This is a genomic window from Haloarcula sebkhae, from assembly GCF_014647415.1.
Classification (GTDB): Archaea; Halobacteriota; Halobacteria; order Halobacteriales; family Haloarculaceae; genus Haloarcula; species Haloarcula sebkhae.
Map to the genome: position 1 here is coordinate 995,467 of NZ_BMPD01000001.1, position 16,948 is coordinate 1,012,414.

General features: G+C 64.4%; 21 protein-coding genes. 11 read left to right on the forward strand and 10 right to left on the reverse strand.

The window, feature by feature from the left end:
• Nucleotides 1-46 precede the first annotated feature (46 nt).
• The 3 genes from IEY38_RS05200 to IEY38_RS05210 form a co-directional block, all read right to left on the reverse strand.
• Nucleotides 47-1,180, reverse strand: a complete 1,134-nt coding sequence (locus tag IEY38_RS05200; RefSeq protein ID WP_188975892.1) for a thiolase family protein — start codon at nt 1,178-1,180, stop codon at nt 47-49.
• A 100-nt stretch (nt 1,181-1,280) separates the two neighbouring features.
• On the reverse strand, nt 1,281-1,751 hold the full coding sequence (locus IEY38_RS05205) for a pyridoxamine 5'-phosphate oxidase family protein (protein ID WP_188975894.1): 471 nt from the start codon (nt 1,749-1,751) through the stop codon (nt 1,281-1,283).
• A gap of 86 nt (nt 1,752-1,837) precedes the next feature.
• Complete coding sequence (locus IEY38_RS05210; RefSeq protein ID WP_188976147.1) at nt 1,838-3,439, reverse strand: HVO_2922 family protein; 1,602 nt, start codon at nt 3,437-3,439, stop codon at nt 1,838-1,840.
• A gap of 118 nt (nt 3,440-3,557) precedes the next feature.
• Between IEY38_RS05210 and IEY38_RS05215 the strand changes: the two genes are divergently transcribed.
• The 4 genes from IEY38_RS05215 (at nt 3,558) to IEY38_RS05230 (ending at nt 6,543) form a co-directional block, all read left to right on the forward strand.
• A complete protein-coding gene (locus IEY38_RS05215; protein ID WP_188975896.1) occupies nt 3,558-4,907 on the forward strand; it encodes an ATP-binding protein in 1,350 nt (449 codons plus the stop codon).
• A gap of 82 nt (nt 4,908-4,989) precedes the next feature.
• Nucleotides 4,990-5,265: a hypothetical protein gene (locus IEY38_RS05220; RefSeq protein ID WP_188975898.1), complete on the forward strand. Its 276-nt coding sequence runs from the start codon at nt 4,990-4,992 to the stop codon at nt 5,263-5,265.
• Between the two features lie 44 nt (nt 5,266-5,309).
• Nucleotides 5,310-6,185: an MBL fold metallo-hydrolase gene (locus IEY38_RS05225; RefSeq protein ID WP_188975900.1), complete on the forward strand. Its 876-nt coding sequence runs from the start codon at nt 5,310-5,312 to the stop codon at nt 6,183-6,185.
• 61 nt (nt 6,186-6,246) lie between these two features.
• Entirely contained in the window at nt 6,247-6,543 is a 297-nt protein-coding gene (locus IEY38_RS05230; RefSeq protein ID WP_170096508.1) for a hypothetical protein, read from the forward strand.
• A gap of 19 nt (nt 6,544-6,562) precedes the next feature.
• Here the strand turns inward: IEY38_RS05230 and IEY38_RS05235 are convergent, their stop codons facing one another.
• The 3 genes from IEY38_RS05235 to IEY38_RS05245 all read right to left on the reverse strand — a co-directional run bounded on the left by IEY38_RS05235 (nt 6,563) and on the right by IEY38_RS05245 (nt 8,752).
• Nucleotides 6,563-7,513: a DUF5787 family protein gene (locus IEY38_RS05235; RefSeq protein WP_188975902.1), complete on the reverse strand. Its 951-nt coding sequence runs from the start codon at nt 7,511-7,513 to the stop codon at nt 6,563-6,565.
• A gap of 42 nt (nt 7,514-7,555) precedes the next feature.
• Complete coding sequence (locus IEY38_RS05240) at nt 7,556-7,726, reverse strand: hypothetical protein (protein ID WP_188975904.1); 171 nt, start codon at nt 7,724-7,726, stop codon at nt 7,556-7,558.
• Nucleotides 7,727-7,864: 138 nt separating this feature from the next.
• Complete coding sequence (locus tag IEY38_RS05245; RefSeq protein WP_188975906.1) at nt 7,865-8,752, reverse strand: DUF7351 domain-containing protein; 888 nt, start codon at nt 8,750-8,752, stop codon at nt 7,865-7,867.
• A 387-nt stretch (nt 8,753-9,139) separates the two neighbouring features.
• On the opposite strand from IEY38_RS05245, the gene IEY38_RS05250 reads away from it, so the two are divergent.
• The 5 genes from IEY38_RS05250 to IEY38_RS05270 are packed head-to-tail and all read left to right on the forward strand — an operon-like array spanning nt 9,140 to nt 12,066.
• Nucleotides 9,140-10,369, forward strand: coding sequence for a translation initiation factor IF-2 subunit gamma (locus tag IEY38_RS05250; RefSeq protein WP_005536660.1), 1,230 nt, complete (start codon nt 9,140-9,142; stop codon nt 10,367-10,369).
• On the forward strand, nt 10,369-10,746 hold the full coding sequence (locus IEY38_RS05255) for a DUF188 domain-containing protein (RefSeq protein ID WP_188975908.1): 378 nt from the start codon (nt 10,369-10,371) through the stop codon (nt 10,744-10,746). The genes IEY38_RS05250 and IEY38_RS05255 overlap by 1 nt, the downstream gene beginning before the upstream one ends.
• A gap of 3 nt (nt 10,747-10,749) precedes the next feature.
• Entirely contained in the window at nt 10,750-11,328 is a 579-nt protein-coding gene (locus tag IEY38_RS05260) for a DNA-directed RNA polymerase (protein WP_004516007.1), read from the forward strand.
• Complete coding sequence (gene spt4, locus IEY38_RS05265; protein ID WP_004516008.1) at nt 11,328-11,525, forward strand: transcription elongation factor subunit Spt4; 198 nt, start codon at nt 11,328-11,330, stop codon at nt 11,523-11,525. The genes IEY38_RS05260 and spt4 overlap by 1 nt, the downstream gene beginning before the upstream one ends.
• A gap of 1 nt (nt 11,526) precedes the next feature.
• Nucleotides 11,527-12,066, forward strand: a complete 540-nt coding sequence (locus IEY38_RS05270; protein WP_188975910.1) for a GTP-dependent dephospho-CoA kinase family protein — start codon at nt 11,527-11,529, stop codon at nt 12,064-12,066.
• Between the two features lie 21 nt (nt 12,067-12,087).
• Here the strand turns inward: IEY38_RS05270 and IEY38_RS05275 are convergent, their stop codons facing one another.
• Nucleotides 12,088-12,243: a rubrerythrin-like domain-containing protein gene (locus IEY38_RS05275; RefSeq protein ID WP_121512028.1), complete on the reverse strand. Its 156-nt coding sequence runs from the start codon at nt 12,241-12,243 to the stop codon at nt 12,088-12,090.
• 89 nt (nt 12,244-12,332) lie between these two features.
• Entirely contained in the window at nt 12,333-13,364 is a 1,032-nt protein-coding gene (locus tag IEY38_RS05280) for a TIGR01177 family methyltransferase (protein ID WP_188975912.1), read from the reverse strand.
• Between the two features lie 87 nt (nt 13,365-13,451).
• Between IEY38_RS05280 and IEY38_RS05285 the strand changes: the two genes are divergently transcribed.
• Nucleotides 13,452-13,841 (forward strand): DUF7473 family protein, encoded by a 390-nt coding sequence (locus tag IEY38_RS05285; protein WP_188975914.1) that lies wholly within the window; start codon nt 13,452-13,454, stop codon nt 13,839-13,841.
• 199 nt (nt 13,842-14,040) lie between these two features.
• Complete coding sequence (locus IEY38_RS05290) at nt 14,041-14,742, forward strand: CPBP family intramembrane glutamic endopeptidase (protein WP_188975916.1); 702 nt, start codon at nt 14,041-14,043, stop codon at nt 14,740-14,742.
• Nucleotides 14,743-14,853: 111 nt separating this feature from the next.
• On the opposite strand, the gene hisG is transcribed toward IEY38_RS05290, so the two are convergent.
• Both hisG and IEY38_RS05300 read right to left on the reverse strand, forming a co-directional pair.
• The gene (gene hisG, locus IEY38_RS05295; RefSeq protein ID WP_188975918.1) at nt 14,854-15,702 is read right to left on the reverse strand and encodes an ATP phosphoribosyltransferase; all 849 of its coding nucleotides are present in this window, start codon (nt 15,700-15,702) and stop codon (nt 14,854-14,856) included.
• 68 nt (nt 15,703-15,770) lie between these two features.
• Entirely contained in the window at nt 15,771-16,913 is a 1,143-nt protein-coding gene (locus IEY38_RS05300; protein ID WP_188975920.1) for an MFS transporter, read from the reverse strand.
• Nucleotides 16,914-16,948 lie beyond the last annotated feature (35 nt).

Here is a 16,948-nt window from a genome sequence, read left to right on the forward strand (position 1 = left end):
ACGACGTGCTGGAGCAGAATACTGAAACCGCGCTGACAGCGGCTGCTCAGGGCAGTCGGAACTCGATAGCCGCGCCCTGACCGAAGCCGACACACTCCGTCGCCAGGCCCAGTTCCGCATCGCGTCGGTTCATCTCGTGGACGAGCGTCACCGGAAGGCGCGCGCCGGAGGCCCCGAGCGGATGGCCGATGGCGATTGCGCCGCCGTTGACGTTGTAGATGTCGTCGTCGAAGCCGAGTTCGCGCTGGCAGTACAGACACTGGGAGGCGAAGGCTTCGTTGAGTTCCACGAGGTCGTAGTCGTCCGTCTCACGGTCCGTCCGTTCAGTGAGTTTGCGGACGGCGGGCACTGGGCCGATACCCATCACAGTCGGGTCGACGCCGGCGACTTCGTGGGAGCCAATCTCCGCCAGGATGTCGAGTCCGCGGTCCTCAGCGAACTCGCGGGAGGTGACCATCAGCCCCGCCGCGCCGTCGGAAACCTGCGAGGCGTTGCCGGGTGTGACTGACCCGTCCGACTTGAACACTGTCGGTAGCTGAGACAGCTTTTCCAGCGTGGTGTCGGGGCGGATACCCTCGTCCGCGTCGAGCTGACCGTCATCGGTATCGATCGGGACGATCTCGTCGTCGAAGCGACCGGATTCCGTCGCGTCGGCGGCGCGCTGGTGACTCCGGAGCGCGTACTCGTCCTGTTCCTGCCGGGCGACCTCCATCTCGCTGGCGACCTTCTCGGCGGTCATTCCCATCTGGAGTTCGCCGATGTTGTAGTGTTCGGCCAGCCGCGGGTGGACGTTGTGGGTGTTTTCGTCCATCTGCACGCGGGACATCGACTCCACGCCACCGGCGATGAGTACGTCGCGCTGGCCAGCCGCGATGGCATCGGCCGCCCGCATCAGCGCTTCGGCGGAGGACGCACACCAGCGGTTGATCGTCGATGCGGGGACGCTCTCGCCGAGGTCCGACAACAGCGCGATGACTCGGGCCATGTTGTTGCCCTGTTCCCCGCGCTGCTGGGCACACCCCCACAGCAAGTCGTCGACCTCGTCGGACTCGACGCCGGTCGACGCGAGCAACTGGTTGATAAGCGGCACCGAGAGGTCTTCGCTCCGGACGCCGGCGAGTGCGCCGTCCTCCTTTCCCTGTGGCGTTCTGACTGCGTCCACGATGACAGGTGTGGGCATGGACAACGGAACGTCTCGGCCTATGTTAAAACCTGACAAACTCTACACAGTGGGGGAACCGTTGTCTCCGACCGCTCCCCGCAACAGTCGGGCAGGGGGGTCACTCCTGTTCGAACCCGGGCGGCAGACCGGCGTGTCTGAGCCCTTCCTTCTCGTCGATACGGAACCGATAGACTGCGATGTCGCCGTCCTCGATAGCGTCCTCGAACAGTTCCGGCCGCCACGCCGTCTCGAGCACGTCCGCGGGGTCGTCCCACTCGGACTCGGGAACGGCCTCGATACCGCCCTGTAACAGGACGCTCTCCCAGTGGAACATCGACTCGACTTTGTATACGAGTACGGCTGCATTCTCCGCCGCCTCGGTCAACTGTTGTTTGCGACTTGCCGATCCACCGATAAAGGTGAAATACAGCGAGCGGTCACCATCGTACCCGAACGACAGGGGAATCATGTACGGTCCGTTCTCAGTTGGCAGGCCCAGCACGCCGACCCGCTGGTTCGACAGAAACGCCGCGATGTTGCTGTCGTCCATGCGCGTGAGTCCGGCCGCTTCGAGGGTATCTATTGTCATATGGGTGTAACTTCGACGGAAACCTGTTTAATTAATTCGGCTATTCCTCGCGACGGAGAATTGCCCGCCAGGGCGTTCGGTCGCCGCTACTCCTCCTGTGTTGCACCGGGGGCGTGGCGCTTGATCCGCTCGATGGCAGCCACGGCTTTGTTGCGCTCGGCGTACCCCTCGCCGGAGTCGGCGATGATCTCGCCGTTGCGGTGTCGGAGCCGCCAGCGCCACTCCTCGCCCCTGTCCTCGTACACTTCGAACGCCGCGCTCCCGATCGCCAGCAGGTCGGCGTCGGCCGAGTATGACTGGACCCGCTCGACGGCATCCATGGCTTTCGACCGATTTGCGTACCCCTCGCCGGAGTCGGCGACGAGTTCGCCGTTGTCGGCCCGCAGCCGCCAGCGCCACTCCTCGCCCTTGTCCTCGTACACCTCGAAACGGTCATCGACCGCGGAGTCGGGTGCGAGTTCGCTGACCCGACGGGCCGCTCGCCGAGCGTTCGACCGGGAGCTGTACCCCTCACCGCTATCGGCGAGGATGTTGCCGTTGCGGTGGAGCAAGCGCCAGCGGAACTGACCGGCGGCGTCGGCGTACACCTCGTATGCCACGGGATCGATCTTGAGATACGCCGCACCGGGGACGTACGCACGGACGCTCTGTAGCGCCCGTCGGACATTCGACTTCGAGGCGTACCCCTCGCCGCTGTCGGCGAGGATGTTGCCGTTGTCGTGGCGCAAGCGCCAGCGGAACTCCCCGGCCGAGTCCTCGAACAGTTCGAACGCGGCGTCGCTTTCGGGGGCCGGTACGACCGGCACGTCCTCGGCGGTGTTGTCCTCGGTCGCGTCCTCGAAGAAGACGACGGCCCCACCGGCGGCGTTGGACTGCACACTGCGGAGCCCCTGCATCGCCTTCTGGCGCGACGAATAACCCTGTGCGCTGTCGGCGATGATGTTCGAATTCCGGTGGCGGAGCCGCCAGCGGTACTTGCCCGCCGAGTCTTCGTACAGTTCAAACGTCGCCTTGCTGTCCATCGCAGCCGCGATGGTGGCGTGGGCCGCGGCGAGTTCCGCCTTGGTAGCCTCTGTGACCGTCGCCATCTCCTCGCGCGCGGCCTCGCTGGTCGCCAACTTCTCGGCCAACCTGTTGCGCTCGCGGGTCGCCCGCTCGGCGACCTGTGTCTGCTGGCTAGCCGTCTGAGTGGCCTGTTCGGCCTCTTGGGACGCTCGCTCTGCCTCATTTGAGGACCGTTTGGCGGACTCCGTCGCTTCCTGCGCCGTCCGCACGGCCTCGTCGTACGCTTCCTTCCGGCCGGTCAGCAGCGGGGAGACGACGGCACCGACCGCCATCAGGCCGAGGCCGGCGATGTACAGCGTCACCGCCGGGTTCCCCTCGGGCCCGGTCCAGTTCGAGGGGTAGAACGTGGTGAACCACACCATCGCGACCAGCCCGACCACGGCCCCGAGGTACGTGAGTATCAGGCCACGCCGTGTCAGCGGCAGTCTGATTGTCGGTCCCGCAAACAGCGAGATGAGGCCGATCGCACCGAGGAGATAGCCGAACTGCCGGGGCGTGCTCCGCGACGCTGTCAAATAAAACAGGAGGAGGCCGACGATACCGAGCACGATGCCGATGACGAACAGCCAGTACCCGTAGACCTCGTCGTCGGTCGTCGGGTCGCCGATGCGGTTCCGATACACCGAAACTAATGCGTTATCAGTTGTCACACTGAGAGTACACGGAGGTGATATATTACGTTGGTGTCGGTCACCGGGGCTTCGAGTGACTTATACCGGTCGCGTGGTAACATCAGTGGGAATGAGCAATCCGGAACTGGATGTCGTTGAGTTTCTGCTGACGGCCACTATCTACAGCGAGCGGCGGGACCTCGAACCGGACGACCTGCCGGCTTCGTATCGGTCGGTCTTCTGGAGCGACGGCGAGATCGAACGGCCCCTGTCGATCACCAACACGACTGCGAGCGAGGCCACCGGCATCGAGCGGCCGTGGGCAGCCATCTCCGGTCTGATGTTCACTGACCGCGATGATTTCTCGGGGAGCATCTCCATGACGGACCGCGACCTCGCCGAGGAGTGGTTCCTCGAGCGGGTTGACGCCGTGGATCTCGAAGATAACCCGGTTCTTGCGAAGGCCTTCGAGGATAAGGTCGAGGGCGCTGATTACGAGCGTGCCCGCGAACAGAACCGGCCGTCACGGGCCGACCGTGCGTTTATCGATGCCAAACTGGAGGAGGCGTTCGACACTGACGACGAGGACGACGAGGAGATGCTTGACCTCGTCGACGTGCGCGCCCCCGAGGAGGTCGAGATGACACTGGCCGACCTGGTGTTGACCACCGATCAGGAAGACGAGATACAGAAGATCGTCAAGGCCATCGAACACCGCGACTACCTCGCCCGCATCGGCCTGCGGGAGATCGGGAAACTCCTCTTTGTTGGTCCGCCGGGGACCGGCAAGACCAGCGTCGCCCGCGCGCTCGCTCACGACCTCGACCTCCCCTTTGTCGAGGTGAAACTGTCGATGATCACCAGCCAGTACCTCGGCGAGACGGCCAAGAACGTCGAGAAGGTGTTCGAGGTCGCAAAGCGGCTCTCGCCGTGTATCCTCTTCATGGACGAGTTCGACTTCGTCGCCAAGACGCGCTCCTCCGACGAACACGCCGCCATCAAGCGTGCTGTCAACACCTTGCTCAAGAGCATCGACGAGATATCCCTGATTCAGGACGAGGTGTTGCTCATCGGCGCGACGAACCACCCCGACCAGCTCGACGCCGCCGCCTGGCGGCGCTTCGACGAGATCGTCAACTTCCCGAAGCCGGATAGCGGCATGCGCGCAGACATCCTTCGTATCGTCACCCAGCAGATGGAAATCGACGACTTCGACCCGGAGACACTGGCGGAGCTGACCGAGGGGCTGACCGGGAGCGACCTCCGGCTTGTCCTTCGTGAAGCAGTCCTCAATGCCCTGACCGAGGAGCGGACAACGCTCACCCAGCAGGACCTTGAAGACGCTATCATCGACTTCGAGGAGCGGGACAACCTCAAGAACATGGACATGATGGACGGCGACGCCGACGCCCTAGTTGCCGGGAGCGGCGGCTTCTCCGGCGACGGCGGCAGCGACCACGACCACGATCACGACCACTGAGCGACGGCTTACCCGCTCAGGGACCCGTTCTGGCTGTCGGTATGAGCGATTTACTTATCAATGCAGGAACCATTCGGTAGCCATGGCTGACAACGACGTGTTCACCGAGACAGACGAGCCGGCTGAGTCGTGGGTTGACGTTCGGATGACTGATCCCGATGAAGGCGAGTGGGACGTAGACGTGGTCATCGCCGAGAAGCAAGTCGAGTACGTCGACCTGCGCATCCGACCGGCGCTGCTCGACGGGTTTCTCGACTGCCTGTTTGACGACCTCTCCGACGAGCGCGCCCAGTCCCTGCTGGCGGCGACGATGGAGCGACAGGGGGTCGACCTGGCGGATCTGGCCGACACCCAGTAACGAAAGCGAGGGGCTTAGGCGAGTCGCCTCCTGAAGGGACAGTAATGGAGGTCACGCTGCTTGGGACCGGCGACACGACGGGGACACCGACTGTCCAGTGCGACTGTGACACGTGCGAACGGGCGCGCGACCCCGACGAGGAACTCCGGGCCCGCGTCCGTGAGCGCGGCATCGACCCGACCGGGGGCGTCGAGCGGTCGCGCTTCTCCGTTGCCGTGTCGAACGACGACACTGGGGAGTTCCTGCTGATCGACCTGAGTCCGGACTTCCGTCACCAGTTCCTCCGCGAGTCGGTCCCGCTGCCGGACGCGGCGATCATCACACACGTTCACTTCGACCACCTCGATGGCCTCGGCAACGCCTACCGTCTGTTCGACGAGCTGCCGGTCCACGCCGCCGACGAGACCGATCCGGTGACCGGTGAAAGTGTTGCACAGGGCGTCCGGAGCCGCTACGACTATCTCGATACGGTCTCGGTCCATGCACAGACGCCGTTCGAGCCGTTCACCGTCGCCGGCTTCGAGGTGACGCTCGTCCCGGTCACCCACCCGCCGCTGCTGTGCTACGGCCTGCGAATCGAGGAACCACAGACTGGCGCAGTGCTGTCGATTTCCGGGGACACCTGTTACGACGTGCCCGACCGCTCGAAATCCGTGCTGACCGGGGCCGACCTCGCACTCGTCGAGGGCATCGTTCACCCGGAGGCCTGCGAATACCACCCGAAAGGCGGCACGCACCACGACAAGGACGGCGTGCCGCGGACCTTCGGCACGAAACACATGACCCTTCTCGGCGCGCGGGACTTCGCCAAAGACATTGCGGCCGACGACTACCGTATCGTCCACACTGGGCACTACGTCCCCGCGGACAGGGCCTTCGCCGACGACATCGGACTCGACGGCGAGCGGTTCACGCTCTGACCCGGATTCGGCTGGGTGAAACGGACCGTAGATTATAGGCCATGGCAGCTAATGTCGTTGTATGGACAGGCGCGGCATCGCGGAGGTCGGTGGGCTGTCGCTGGCTGGCGGCGTCCTCGCAATCGCCGTCCAGCAGGTCATCGTGGGCGGTATCGACTGGGTGCTGGTGGTGGGACTGGTGGCCTGTGTCGGGATAGCGGCGGCAGCGAACTACCAGGCTAGAACGAAACACGCGGCGCAGGTCGCCACTGAAGCACCGGCGGTGACCGAAGACAACTACGAACAGCACGGCCGCCCGACCGCCGGTGACGGCGGTGTCCCGCCTGATGACGCGCGTTCAGGTGACGATGACCGGTAGCGGTGACGGCTTCTCGCGGCTATCCGAACCGATCTAGTCCCGACTGGCGACGCTTGCGCCCGTCGGGGTCTGCCCGCCACGGTGTCCGCTCGGCCCGGAGCGAGTCGCCGTCGACGGCCGGTGGGTCGGCTGCCTCGTACCCGCCGCAGTCCGGACCGCAGTCGTCGCTCTCGCGGACAGCGCGGTCCTTCCACTGACAGTACGGAATCCCGTCACTGTCGGGTGAACAGCGATCACACGCCGGGTAGTCGAAACTCCGCCACCCCTTGCCGTAGGCCCGCTCGGCCAGTCGCCGGCGCGCGCGGGCCTTCTCCGAAGCGCTGACTATCCGCATGTCTGTCCGGACCGGTCGCTCCTCGATGAGTTCGACGCCGGCATCGTCTGTCGGCAGCGGTGTCGCCTCCCGACGGACGTCTATCGTTTCTCTGTCGGCGTCGAACCGCCAGACGCCGACTTCATCCGGAATCCGGTTGAGGTGCGCCCCGGTAACGTAGGAGGCCGTCGCCAGCACGACGCGGTCGGCGAGCCCGAGCGACACGTCGGTCCGCAACTGTGATTCTAGGTCGCCGGGGCGGTCCAGATCTGGCTTGTTCTCGATGGCGACGATGTCGCCGACCCAGTCTGGGTACCGCGTCGTCTGCCGGACGTATGTCCGGCCGCCGCGGCGCTCGCGCTCGAAGAAGCCCCGCTCGACGGCCAGCTCGACGGCGCGCTCGGCACGGTCAGGATGGCAGTCGAAGGCGTCCTTCCAGTACCGGGCGCGGCCCGGCCCGACACTGCTTTCGATGGCCGCCGTCGGCAGCCGTTCGGGAGTGATGGCCGCTCGCTCGTCGAACTCGGGCCCCGGTTCGACAACGACGGTATCGAGGACGCGCCGGCCGTGGACAGCGCCGCCGAGCTGACGGCTCACCAGGCGCCCCTCGCGCTCAAGATGGGCACACAGCGCCAGTTCGAAGTCGAACTCCCGCACGACCGGAGGCAGGGCTGGGACGGGCAAAAGCCCCGCGCCCGGTTACCGGGTAGCGACAAAGAAACAGGTCAGTGTCGCCAGTGCGAGAACCGGACTCTGCGAGAGTATCGTCAGCAAGCCGAGGTAGACCGTCAGAACGCCGAGGAGGGACCGAACGGTCAGCGGTGGATACGTCGGCCTGTACAGTTCGGCGTAGGGTGCGGGTTGGTACATTACAGTGAAACGATGGTCCCGAACGCCGATAAGTATAATCTGAATGATATTTATGTAACAGACGCGGACTGAGACTCTCCTGAAGACGATTTCGGTCAGTGGGAAAACAGTTCGCCGCCGCAGTACCGATAGCCCGGCTCAGCGCCCGCAGTCCTGTCGCTCAAACTCGACCGGCTGGAGGTCGCCGTCCAGATAGGCGGTCAGTTCCGCCTCGGCCAGCGGAATCCGGACCGCAAGCCGCCACGGGTCCGTGTCTTCGACGCTGGTGTACTGGTCGTCGACACACCAGGGCAGCGTCCAGTAGGGTCGACTCGACAGGTCGACGCCGTGGTCGTCGTAAAACGCCGCGACGCGGGAGTTGTCAAGTAGCGTCAGCCCGACAGGCGAACAGAGTTCGTGGCGACACTGTTTGCAGACGAACTCGGCGCGGACCGACACGTCGAGACAGCAGTCGCCATCACGAGAGATCTCTGTTCCCATCCGGCCGGCACAGTCGGGGCAGACGCCGTCAGCAGCCAGACAGTGGAGGTGTCGCACCCGCTCGGCGAAGGCCGTCGCGACTTCCGCTGGCGTCCGATCGACCAGGCCGCCCGGCGGGAACGGGTACTCGCCGTGGGCCTTCCCACAGTCCTCGCAGTCGATGGCGAACTGCTCATCGGCGTACTCTGCCAGTAAACCGCCGCCACACCGTGTGCAGGCCCCGGTCACCGGGAACGGGTCGATATCGGGCGTCCGCGTGAACGTTCCTGCCCGCACCGCGCGGATGACCTGCGATCCGGCGTACCGGAGGTCGTACCCGTCCGGCCCTTGGCTGACGAACTGGCCGGTGAGTTCCTGTAGGTGATAGTTGAACTGCCCGCTGTCGGCCAGTTCTACGGCGTCGAACAACTCCGAGAAGCGAACCGGTCGGTCATCTGCGCGCCACAGTGCCTCCAGAATGTCCAGGCGCGTCTCGCTCGCGATGACCGAGAACGCTGTCGCCGGATCGATGTCGGCATCCGTTTCGGGGGACTCCTCGACTCGCATCGTACATGAATCTGTTCCCGCATAAACAAAAGCGTTCACAGAAACACAGTTACGTAACAGTACCGACAAGAACTGGCCACGATCTACGCTTCAGGATTCCTGTCCCACCACCGAGTAGGGTTCGACCGGTTCGTCACGGATGGTGGAATGACTGATTGATGACTCCAATCTCTCAACGGCGATCCGGTGTGGCATTTAAGTCGCACAGTCCGCTACTCGCGCTCGGTGACGGAGGTCGCGTCGCTATATCGGGGCCAATATCGGGTAATTCGGTGACTTTGCCGCCGTCAGCAGGGATCAAATCGGCGATTGAACCGGGGTCGGCGGGGCGCAAACAGTAGGTTTATCAGTTGCACGCGGCGAAACTCCACCAAGATTACTCTCGAAATGACATCGAACAAACAACCGGAGGTGAACATCGGACTCGTCGGGCACGTCGACCACGGAAAGACGACGCTCGTACAGGCGCTGTCCGGCGAATGGACCGACCAGCACTCCGAGGAGATGAAGCGCGGTATCTCTATCCGACTCGGCTACGCCGACGCGACGTTCCGTCGCTGCCCGGAGGCCGAGGAGCCGGAGGCCTTTACCGTCGACGAGCACTGCGACGACCACGACGTCGACACCGACCACCTCCGGACGGTGTCGTTCGTGGACGCGCCCGGCCACGAGACGCTGATGGCCACCATGCTCTCCGGCGCGGCCATCATGGACGGGGCCGTCCTCGTCATCTCGGCGACTGAGCCCGTCCCGCAGGCCCAGACCGAAGAGCACCTGAGCGCGCTCGACATCATCGGCATCGACAACATCGTCATCGCCCAGAACAAGGTCGACCTCGTCGACGAGGAGCGGGCGATGCAGAACTACGAGCAGATTCAGGAGTTCGTCGAGGGAACCGTCGCCGAAGGCGCACCGGTTGTCCCAATCAGCGCGGGCCAGGAGGCCAACATCGACCTGCTCATTGAGGCCGTCCAGTCCGAGATTCCGACGCCGGAACGGGACCCCGACGAGGATGCCCGTATGATGGTCGCACGCTCGTTCGACATCAACCGCCCCGGTACGACTTGGGACGACCTGATGGGCGGCGTGCTCGGTGGCTCGCTCGTTGGCGGCCAACTGGACGTCGACGACGAGATCGAACTCCGCCCCGGCCGCGAGGTCGAGGAAGGCGGCAAGACGGAGTGGCAGCCCGTGACGACGACGGTCCGCTCGCTCCAGTCCGGCGGCGACTTCGTGGACACGGTCACGCCGGGCGGCCTGCTCGGCGTCGGGACCGGACTTGACCCCGCGATCACGAAAGGCGACGCGCTCGCCGGTCAGGTCGCCGGGCCGCCCGGGAGCCTCCCGCCGGTCCACGAGACGTTCACGATGGACGTGGACCTGCTGGAACGCATCGTCGGTGACGACGGCGGCGAGGTCGACGAGATCTCGACCGGCGAACCGCTCATGCTGACTATCGGCACCGCCACCACGGTCGGTTCAGTCACGAGCGCGCGAGACGACGAATGTGAAGTCGCGCTCAAGCGCCCGGTCTGTGCGGCGTCGGGCTCGAAGATCGCCATCAACCGCCGTGTCGGCGCTCGGTGGCGGCTCATCGGTGTCGGCACGCTGCGGTGATGATCGTGCTGGATACGAACGCGCTGATGATGCCGGTCGAATGCAACGTACGCCTGTTCGAGGAACTCGACAGACTGTTGCCGGATGCGACGGACTACGTCGCGCCCGCTGCCGTCCGCGACGAACTGGCGAAACTGGCCGACGGTGCCGGCGCGGAAGCGACCGCCGCATCCGTCGGGCAGGACCTGCTCGACCGGTGTACGGTTCGGGAGACGACGGCGGACTACGCGGACGATGCCGTCCTCGAACTGGCACAGGCAGATGATGCGACACACGCGGTCACGAACGACAACCCCCTCAAACGACGCCTGCTGGACGCGGGCGTTCCAGTAATTAGTTTAAGGGGCCGGAACAAACTGGGTATCACTCAACCATAACACATGTATAAACGGGTACGCCTACGCGATACGGTCGAAGTCCCGCCACGCTTTCTGGCGGAGGTCAGTCCGGGGCTGGTCAAACGGCTCCTGCAAGAGAAGCTCGAAGGACGAATGGACGAGGACGTCGGCAGCGTCGTCTCCGTCATCGAGGTCCACGACATCGGTACCGGTGCCGTGCTGCCGAACAAGCCCGGCGTCTACTACGAGGCGGAGTTCGACGCTCTCACGTTCGACCCACAGATGCAGGAAGTGGTCGACGGAGAGGTCGTTGAGGTCGTCAACTTCGGGGCCTTCATCGGCATCGGGCCGGTCGACGGCCTGCTCCACGTCTCCCAGATATCCGACGAGTATCTGGCCTACGACGAGGAGAACCAGCAACTCGCCTCACGGGAGTCCAACCGGACGCTCACCGTCGGTGACGCCGTCCGGGCGCGTATCGTCACCAAGAGCATCGACGAGCGAAACCCGCGTGACTCCAAGATCGGCCTGACGGCGAAACAGGTTGGCTTGGGCAAGCACGGCTGGCTCCAGGAGGAGCGCGAGCGCCGCGAAGGCACGGCGGAAGCCGGTGATAGCTGATGGCGGACCGACTCGTCTGTCGCGACTGTCACCGCGTCCAGGGCGCGGAGATCGAAAGCCAGTGTGAGGCCTGCGGCGGCACCGCACTGACCGAGGACTGGGCCGGCTACGTCGTCATCGCGCATCCGGAGCGCTCCGACATCGCCGAAGAGATGGAAGTGACCGAGCCGGGCAAGTACGCGCTGAAAGTCCGCTAACGTGTCCGACGTCGTTCTCGAACTCCCGAGTGACTTGCGGCACGAGCTGAAAGAGCCGCTCGGACGGATTTATACTGATACAGCGGCGCTGCTGGCCGACGCCGGTGACCCAATCATCGCCGTCGGCGACATGGTCACGTACCACCTCATCGAGGCCGGGCGGACGCCCGATCTCGCGCTGGTCGACGAACGGACCAAACGCTCGGCCGTCGACGCGGACGTGGCAGCGGCGATCGATGGCTTCGACCGGACGCTCTCGGTCGACAACCCAGCCGCAACGCTCACCGCTGAACTGCTTGCTGCGCTTCGTGATGGTCTCGATAGTGACGGGACGACACTTCTCGATGTCGACGGCGAGGAGGACCTCGCTACGCTCCCTGCAGTACTCGCCGCGCCCGCCGGAGCCAGTGTTGTCTACGGCCAACCGGACGAGGGGATGGTGCTGGCCGATTGCGACGACACAGCCCGGGACCGGGTCCGATCGCTGCTGAAGCGGATGGACGGCGACCCCGAGCGAGCGATTGCACTCGTGTCGAACTAGCTGGCAAAAACGCGGACGGTTTTATTCTGGCCGTGGGACGCTGAGGTTCTGCATTTCTGTCTCACACCGGTCACAGCTGACCGTCGAGCGGTCGCTACAGAGGCGCTTCCCGCAGTCTGGGCATTCAAACAGCTGTTCGTCGTCGTCGCATGGGGCGGGGTCTGACCACGTTGGCATACTTGTGACTAATTAGCATTTGTCACGGGATAAACTTTGCTCATACCGAAATAAAAGACAACACTCGTCCAGAGAAAGTGGACGTATGGTCACTCAAGAACGTGGACGTGCCTGACCAGCGAGCGGTGAACGCGCCGCTTGAAGTAATCAGTGACGGCCCAGCCCGCGCCGGTCGCGGCCTCGCGCCAGTCGCGGTCGGCGACGAGGACGCACCGCCCTGCGACGCGGGCGGCTTCGCTGAGCGCATCGGAAACGAGGGGTGCCAGTTCGCCCTCGATGCGGGACTGCCGGCCGTAGGGGGCGTCGAAGACGGCGGCGTCGATGGCATCGTCGGCCACCGGAAGCGCGGACGCGTCAGACCGGAACACCCCCCACTCGCCCGGTTCGGGATAGGCGTCCCTGCTGGGATGGCCGTCGTCGTCGAGCGCGTATCGGAGGTTCTTGCGCGTCCCCGAGACCATCTTTTCCTGTGCGTCGCCGCCGACCACGTCGGCCCCGATCAGGCCCGCTTCCAGCAGAAGGCCGCCGGTGCCACACATCGGGTCCAGTATCGTTGCGTCCGGGCCGGCTCCGGCGATGTTGACCAGCGCCCGGGCTTCGAGCGGGTCCATGCTGCCGGGCTGGAAGAACGGTCGGTCCGTCGGCTGCCGTTGGCCGAAATCACGGACGCTTTCGACAGCGAGCCAGCCCAGCACGCAGCAGGCATCGCCGGTCCCGCCCTCCTCGTCGCCAGCCGGGTCCGAAAAGTAGGCGTAGAGGACCTGGTCCGGATCGTCGAGGTCGACGGCGAAGCCGCGGTCGGTGAGCACGCCGCCAAGCGTCCGTTCGGCCTGTTGGGTGTCGATGCCGGTGCTCGCTCGCATGTCGACCGCACGCACGGCGACACTTCCCTCGCGGTCGATGGTCGCGGCCGACAGCAACGCGGCGGCGCTTTCGATGTCCGGGTCCGAGGTTCCGAGTAGGTCACAGGCCCGGTGGGTGAACGCGAGGTGGCGAACGCGGTCGCTGATACCACGTGCTGTCGCCAGTCCAGGGGCGAGGGCGTCGACGGCGCTCGCGGCGCTTGCGGCTTCCCGCTGCGCGAACGCGTCGTCCTGCCCGCCGAGTTCGAGGACGTACACGCCCGAGCGGTGTGGGCGAGCGGCTATGAGCGTGCCGGTCGCGCTCGGGAACAAAACGCACAAGCGAGCGGCCGCCGAATCCCGAGTATGCTCCAGTCCGGGTTCTCCAGCCTCACCGGCGGTGGTATCCTCGCGGTCCTCGTGACCGTCCTCGTCACCTGGCTCTTCTACGCTCTGACGCTCCACCTGGCTGCGACGTTTTTTATCGGCGACGTGCCGAGCCAACTCGCCGCCAAAGCCGCCCTCGCGCCGGCAATCGTCTCGCTCATCCTCCAGCGCTGGGGCGTCGAGTCCGGCGTCGTCTCGGCTGACCTCGGCGTCGCAGTCGTCCTGTTGCTCACCCTCGTCGCCGACGGCATCGCCATCAGCCTCTCCTATCGGCTGTCGACCCGCTCGACGGCCCCGCTCGTGGCGCTGCATCTGGCGTTTGCGGCGGTGCTCGGGTTCGCTATCAGCAACATCTTCGGGCTGGTGTAAGCGGCACCTGGCATGGGTGGCCGGCCAGTTCGGACAGTCGATGTGTCGTCGCGACGAGTCAACGAGGGCGCTATCGCCGAGGAAATAGAGTTAGCTAGTGTTGCTCGGTACCGAAGTGAACTTTGTGTTAGTTCCTAACTGTCCAATGCATCCCATTATCGGCGGATAAAATATCAAAAGAAAGTTATATGAAGGTTAGGTGGAGAATGCAGAGGTGATGCGGAATGACTTCCCAGATAACTCAAAATGGCAGATAGCAGGGATTTCTCTTGGGTTGACTGTCGCTAGCGTACTCGCAGCGCTTGCTATCGAGAGCATAGTTCGAATTGTCGTGGTGGAGTTGCATATCAGCGCATCGGCATTACTTCAGGTATTTCTGAACAAACAAGCGCAAGCCGGATTCCTTGTCGTTGCTTTGGGTTATCTTGCCATCAGACCAGCGTCGTCTCGATTCGTACAGATTCGTGTCCCATCAGTTGGCGACGTGGGCTGGCTGCTTGGCCTTCTCGCGTTGATTCCGGTAACGAGTGCAGCAAAGGGTGACTGGTGGTTGACCGAGTCCCTCCAAACCACGCCGCTACTATGGGCTGTGGTTTTCGTCGTCTGGTTTCTGGTAGCTGCCCCTGTAGAGGAACTCCTGTTTCGGGGAATTATTCAGACACAACTGACCGAACAGTTTCGAGCCCCCGTGGGAATTCTGGTCGCCGCTGGATTATTCGGACTCATGCACTTTTTATTTGCAATAACGCACAATGGTGGAACCCCTCTCTCTACAGGACTTGTCACCTTTGCCATGGGGGGAGTATTTGGTACGGTATACCATCGGACCAATAACTTGGTTATACTGAGCCTTGGACACGCTCTATACTGGATATCACCTGCAGTTCTCTACTACGTTTGAATCCCAGATTGTAGTCCACACTATCAATAAAACCATGAAAAAAGCCATTCCGTTGCATATCGTCTACTGAATTGGACTCCTGCTCCGCGACCAATTCACAGCAAACTGGTACTATTCCACCAGCCGCTCTATCTCCGTCACGAGGATATCGCTCGCGCCCACGTCCTTGAGCGAGCTAATCGTCTCGAAGACGGCGCGCTCTTCGACGACGGCGTGGACGGCGAGCTGGTCGGAGCCGGCGATGTCCATCACAGTCGGACCACCCATGCCCGGAAGCACGTCTTCCACATCATCGAGGGCGTCCTCGGGGGCGTTCATCATCAGATAGCGTTTGTCTTCGGCGGCAAGGACGGAGCCAAGCGCGGTGTCGACCTGCTGGACCTTCTCGTCGGCAGCGGTGTCCTCGCGAGCGAACAGGCGGACGGAGCTTTCGAGCACCTCGTCGACGACGGCCAGCCGGTTCATCCGGAGCGTGGTCCCCGTCGAGGTGATGTCGACGATACCGTCGGCGATGTCGACGTGGGGGGTCAGTTCCGTTGCGCCGGACACCTCGGTCACGTCAACGTCGACGTCGACCCGGTCGAAGTACCGGCGGGTGATCTTGGGGAACTCCGTAGCGATGCGGCCGTCCTCGAAGTCGTAGACAGTCTCGATATCGCTCTCTTCCGGTGCGGCGAGGACGAGGCGACAGCGGCCGAAATCGAGGTCACGGAGTTCAACGAGGTCGTCGGCGTCGGACTCTCGAACCTGGTCGAGGCCGGTGATACCCACGTCGGCAGCGCCGTCCGCGACGTACTCGGGGATGTCGGCGGCGCGGGCGTACAGGACGGTCACGTCCGGGTCGACTGTGTCGGCGTGCAGCTGGCGGTCGGCCCCGTCGACCAGATGGAGGCCGGCCCGTTCGAGCAGTTCCTCGCTTGGTTCGTGCAGGCGGCCCTTGTTGGGGACGGCGATTCGCATACGCCTACTGGCAGGCCGCGGGGCAACTGTCTTTCCCCTCAGGCTGGCCGGGCCTGTGGGCGGAACTGTCACAGGCGGTCCCGGCGGGGGAGGACAACGAATGTAGCCGCAGCCAGCAGCGTCAGGCCAGCGAGACCGTAGAACGCGACGGCAAACAGGCCGCGGTCGGCGAGCAGGCCGACGGCTGTCGAGCCCAGCGAACTGATCGCGAAGAAGCCGGTCCGGAGCAGGCCCCAGCCGGTTCCTTCGGCGGCATCAGGCAGCGTGTCGACAATGTAGGCGTTGGCCAGCGGACCGACGCTCATCCGAACCCCGATGACGGCGGAGACGATGGCCAGCGGCACTAGGCCGCGGACGGACGGAATGAGCGCGAGTGGAACGGTACTGACGAGGGCGACAGCGGTCAGAACCCTGGGCGTTCCGTATCGGTCGGCGAGCCGGCCGGTGATCGTCTGTGAGAGCGCGCCACCGACGAACAGCACCGAGAGAAGTGCCCCGGCGGTCCCCTGTGAGAGGCCCCGAACCGTGACCAGATACGTAGTGAGAAACGCTGTCACGGCCTGGAAGGCGAACAGCATCAGTGTTTTGCCCGAAACCGACAGCACGAGCCGGCGGTTCCGAAAGCCGGTGAGGGCTGTTCGGAGGTCCCGCCGGAGGCTCCGCTCGGACTCGCCGGTCGGACGGTCCGAGACCGAGAGCCAGAGCGCGCCGGCGACGAGCATGAACAGGGGAGCGGCGCTGGCAAGCGCCAGCCGCCAGCCGTACCGGGTCGTGACGAACGCGGCGACGGCGGGCAGTGCGGCCGCCCCGAGGGAGCCGGCAGCCATTACGACACCGAAGGCGGTCCCCTCGCGGGCGTCGAATGTCCGTGAGAGAGCGGTCCCGCGGGTCGGGCCGTATAGCCCCGTCCCGAACCCGAACGCACCCGTTGCAATGAGGAACAGCGAGAACACCGGCGCGAAGAAGTAGCCCAGCAGCCCGACGCCCGACAGCAACGCTGCCGCCACCAGCAGCGTCCGCTCGCCGATCCGGTCGATCAACACCCCGGCCGGGAACTGCACTGCCGCGTACGTGAGCCAGAGCACCGTGACCGCGAGCCCTGCCTGTGCGTTCGAGATGACGAACTCCTCGCGTATCGTCGGCAGCACCGCAGGAACCACAAACCGCATCCCGAGGACGAGGAACCAGCCGGCAGCGACGGCAAGCAGCATTCGGCCTGGGCTTCCGTGCCGCATAGCGTTGACCC

What these genes read in the sequence shown, in the direction of transcription:
- IEY38_RS05200 (WP_188975892.1), bottom strand. Translation starts at nt 1,180, where the DNA reads ATGCCCACACCTGTCATCGTGGACGCAGTCAGAACGCCACAGGGAAAG.
- IEY38_RS05205 (WP_188975894.1), bottom strand. Translation starts at nt 1,751, where the DNA reads ATGACAATAGATACCCTCGAAGCGGCCGGACTCACGCGCATGGACGAC.
- IEY38_RS05215 (WP_188975896.1), top strand. Translation starts at nt 3,558, where the DNA reads ATGAGCAATCCGGAACTGGATGTCGTTGAGTTTCTGCTGACGGCCACT.
- IEY38_RS05220 (WP_188975898.1), top strand. Translation starts at nt 4,990, where the DNA reads ATGGCTGACAACGACGTGTTCACCGAGACAGACGAGCCGGCTGAGTCG.
- IEY38_RS05225 (WP_188975900.1), top strand. Translation starts at nt 5,310, where the DNA reads ATGGAGGTCACGCTGCTTGGGACCGGCGACACGACGGGGACACCGACT.
- IEY38_RS05230 (WP_170096508.1), top strand. Translation starts at nt 6,247, where the DNA reads ATGGACAGGCGCGGCATCGCGGAGGTCGGTGGGCTGTCGCTGGCTGGC.
- IEY38_RS05240 (WP_188975904.1), bottom strand. Translation starts at nt 7,726, where the DNA reads ATGTACCAACCCGCACCCTACGCCGAACTGTACAGGCCGACGTATCCA.
- IEY38_RS05245 (WP_188975906.1), bottom strand. Translation starts at nt 8,752, where the DNA reads ATGCGAGTCGAGGAGTCCCCCGAAACGGATGCCGACATCGATCCGGCG.
- IEY38_RS05250 (WP_005536660.1), top strand. Translation starts at nt 9,140, where the DNA reads ATGACATCGAACAAACAACCGGAGGTGAACATCGGACTCGTCGGGCAC.
- IEY38_RS05255 (WP_188975908.1), top strand. Translation starts at nt 10,369, where the DNA reads ATGATCGTGCTGGATACGAACGCGCTGATGATGCCGGTCGAATGCAAC.
- IEY38_RS05260 (WP_004516007.1), top strand. Translation starts at nt 10,750, where the DNA reads ATGTATAAACGGGTACGCCTACGCGATACGGTCGAAGTCCCGCCACGC.
- spt4 (WP_004516008.1), top strand. Translation starts at nt 11,328, where the DNA reads ATGGCGGACCGACTCGTCTGTCGCGACTGTCACCGCGTCCAGGGCGCG.
- IEY38_RS05275 (WP_121512028.1), bottom strand. Translation starts at nt 12,243, where the DNA reads ATGCCAACGTGGTCAGACCCCGCCCCATGCGACGACGACGAACAGCTG.
- IEY38_RS05285 (WP_188975914.1), top strand. Translation starts at nt 13,452, where the DNA reads ATGCTCCAGTCCGGGTTCTCCAGCCTCACCGGCGGTGGTATCCTCGCG.
- hisG (WP_188975918.1), bottom strand. Translation starts at nt 15,702, where the DNA reads ATGCGAATCGCCGTCCCCAACAAGGGCCGCCTGCACGAACCAAGCGAG.
- IEY38_RS05300 (WP_188975920.1), bottom strand. Translation starts at nt 16,913, where the DNA reads ATGCTGCTTGCCGTCGCTGCCGGCTGGTTCCTCGTCCTCGGGATGCGG.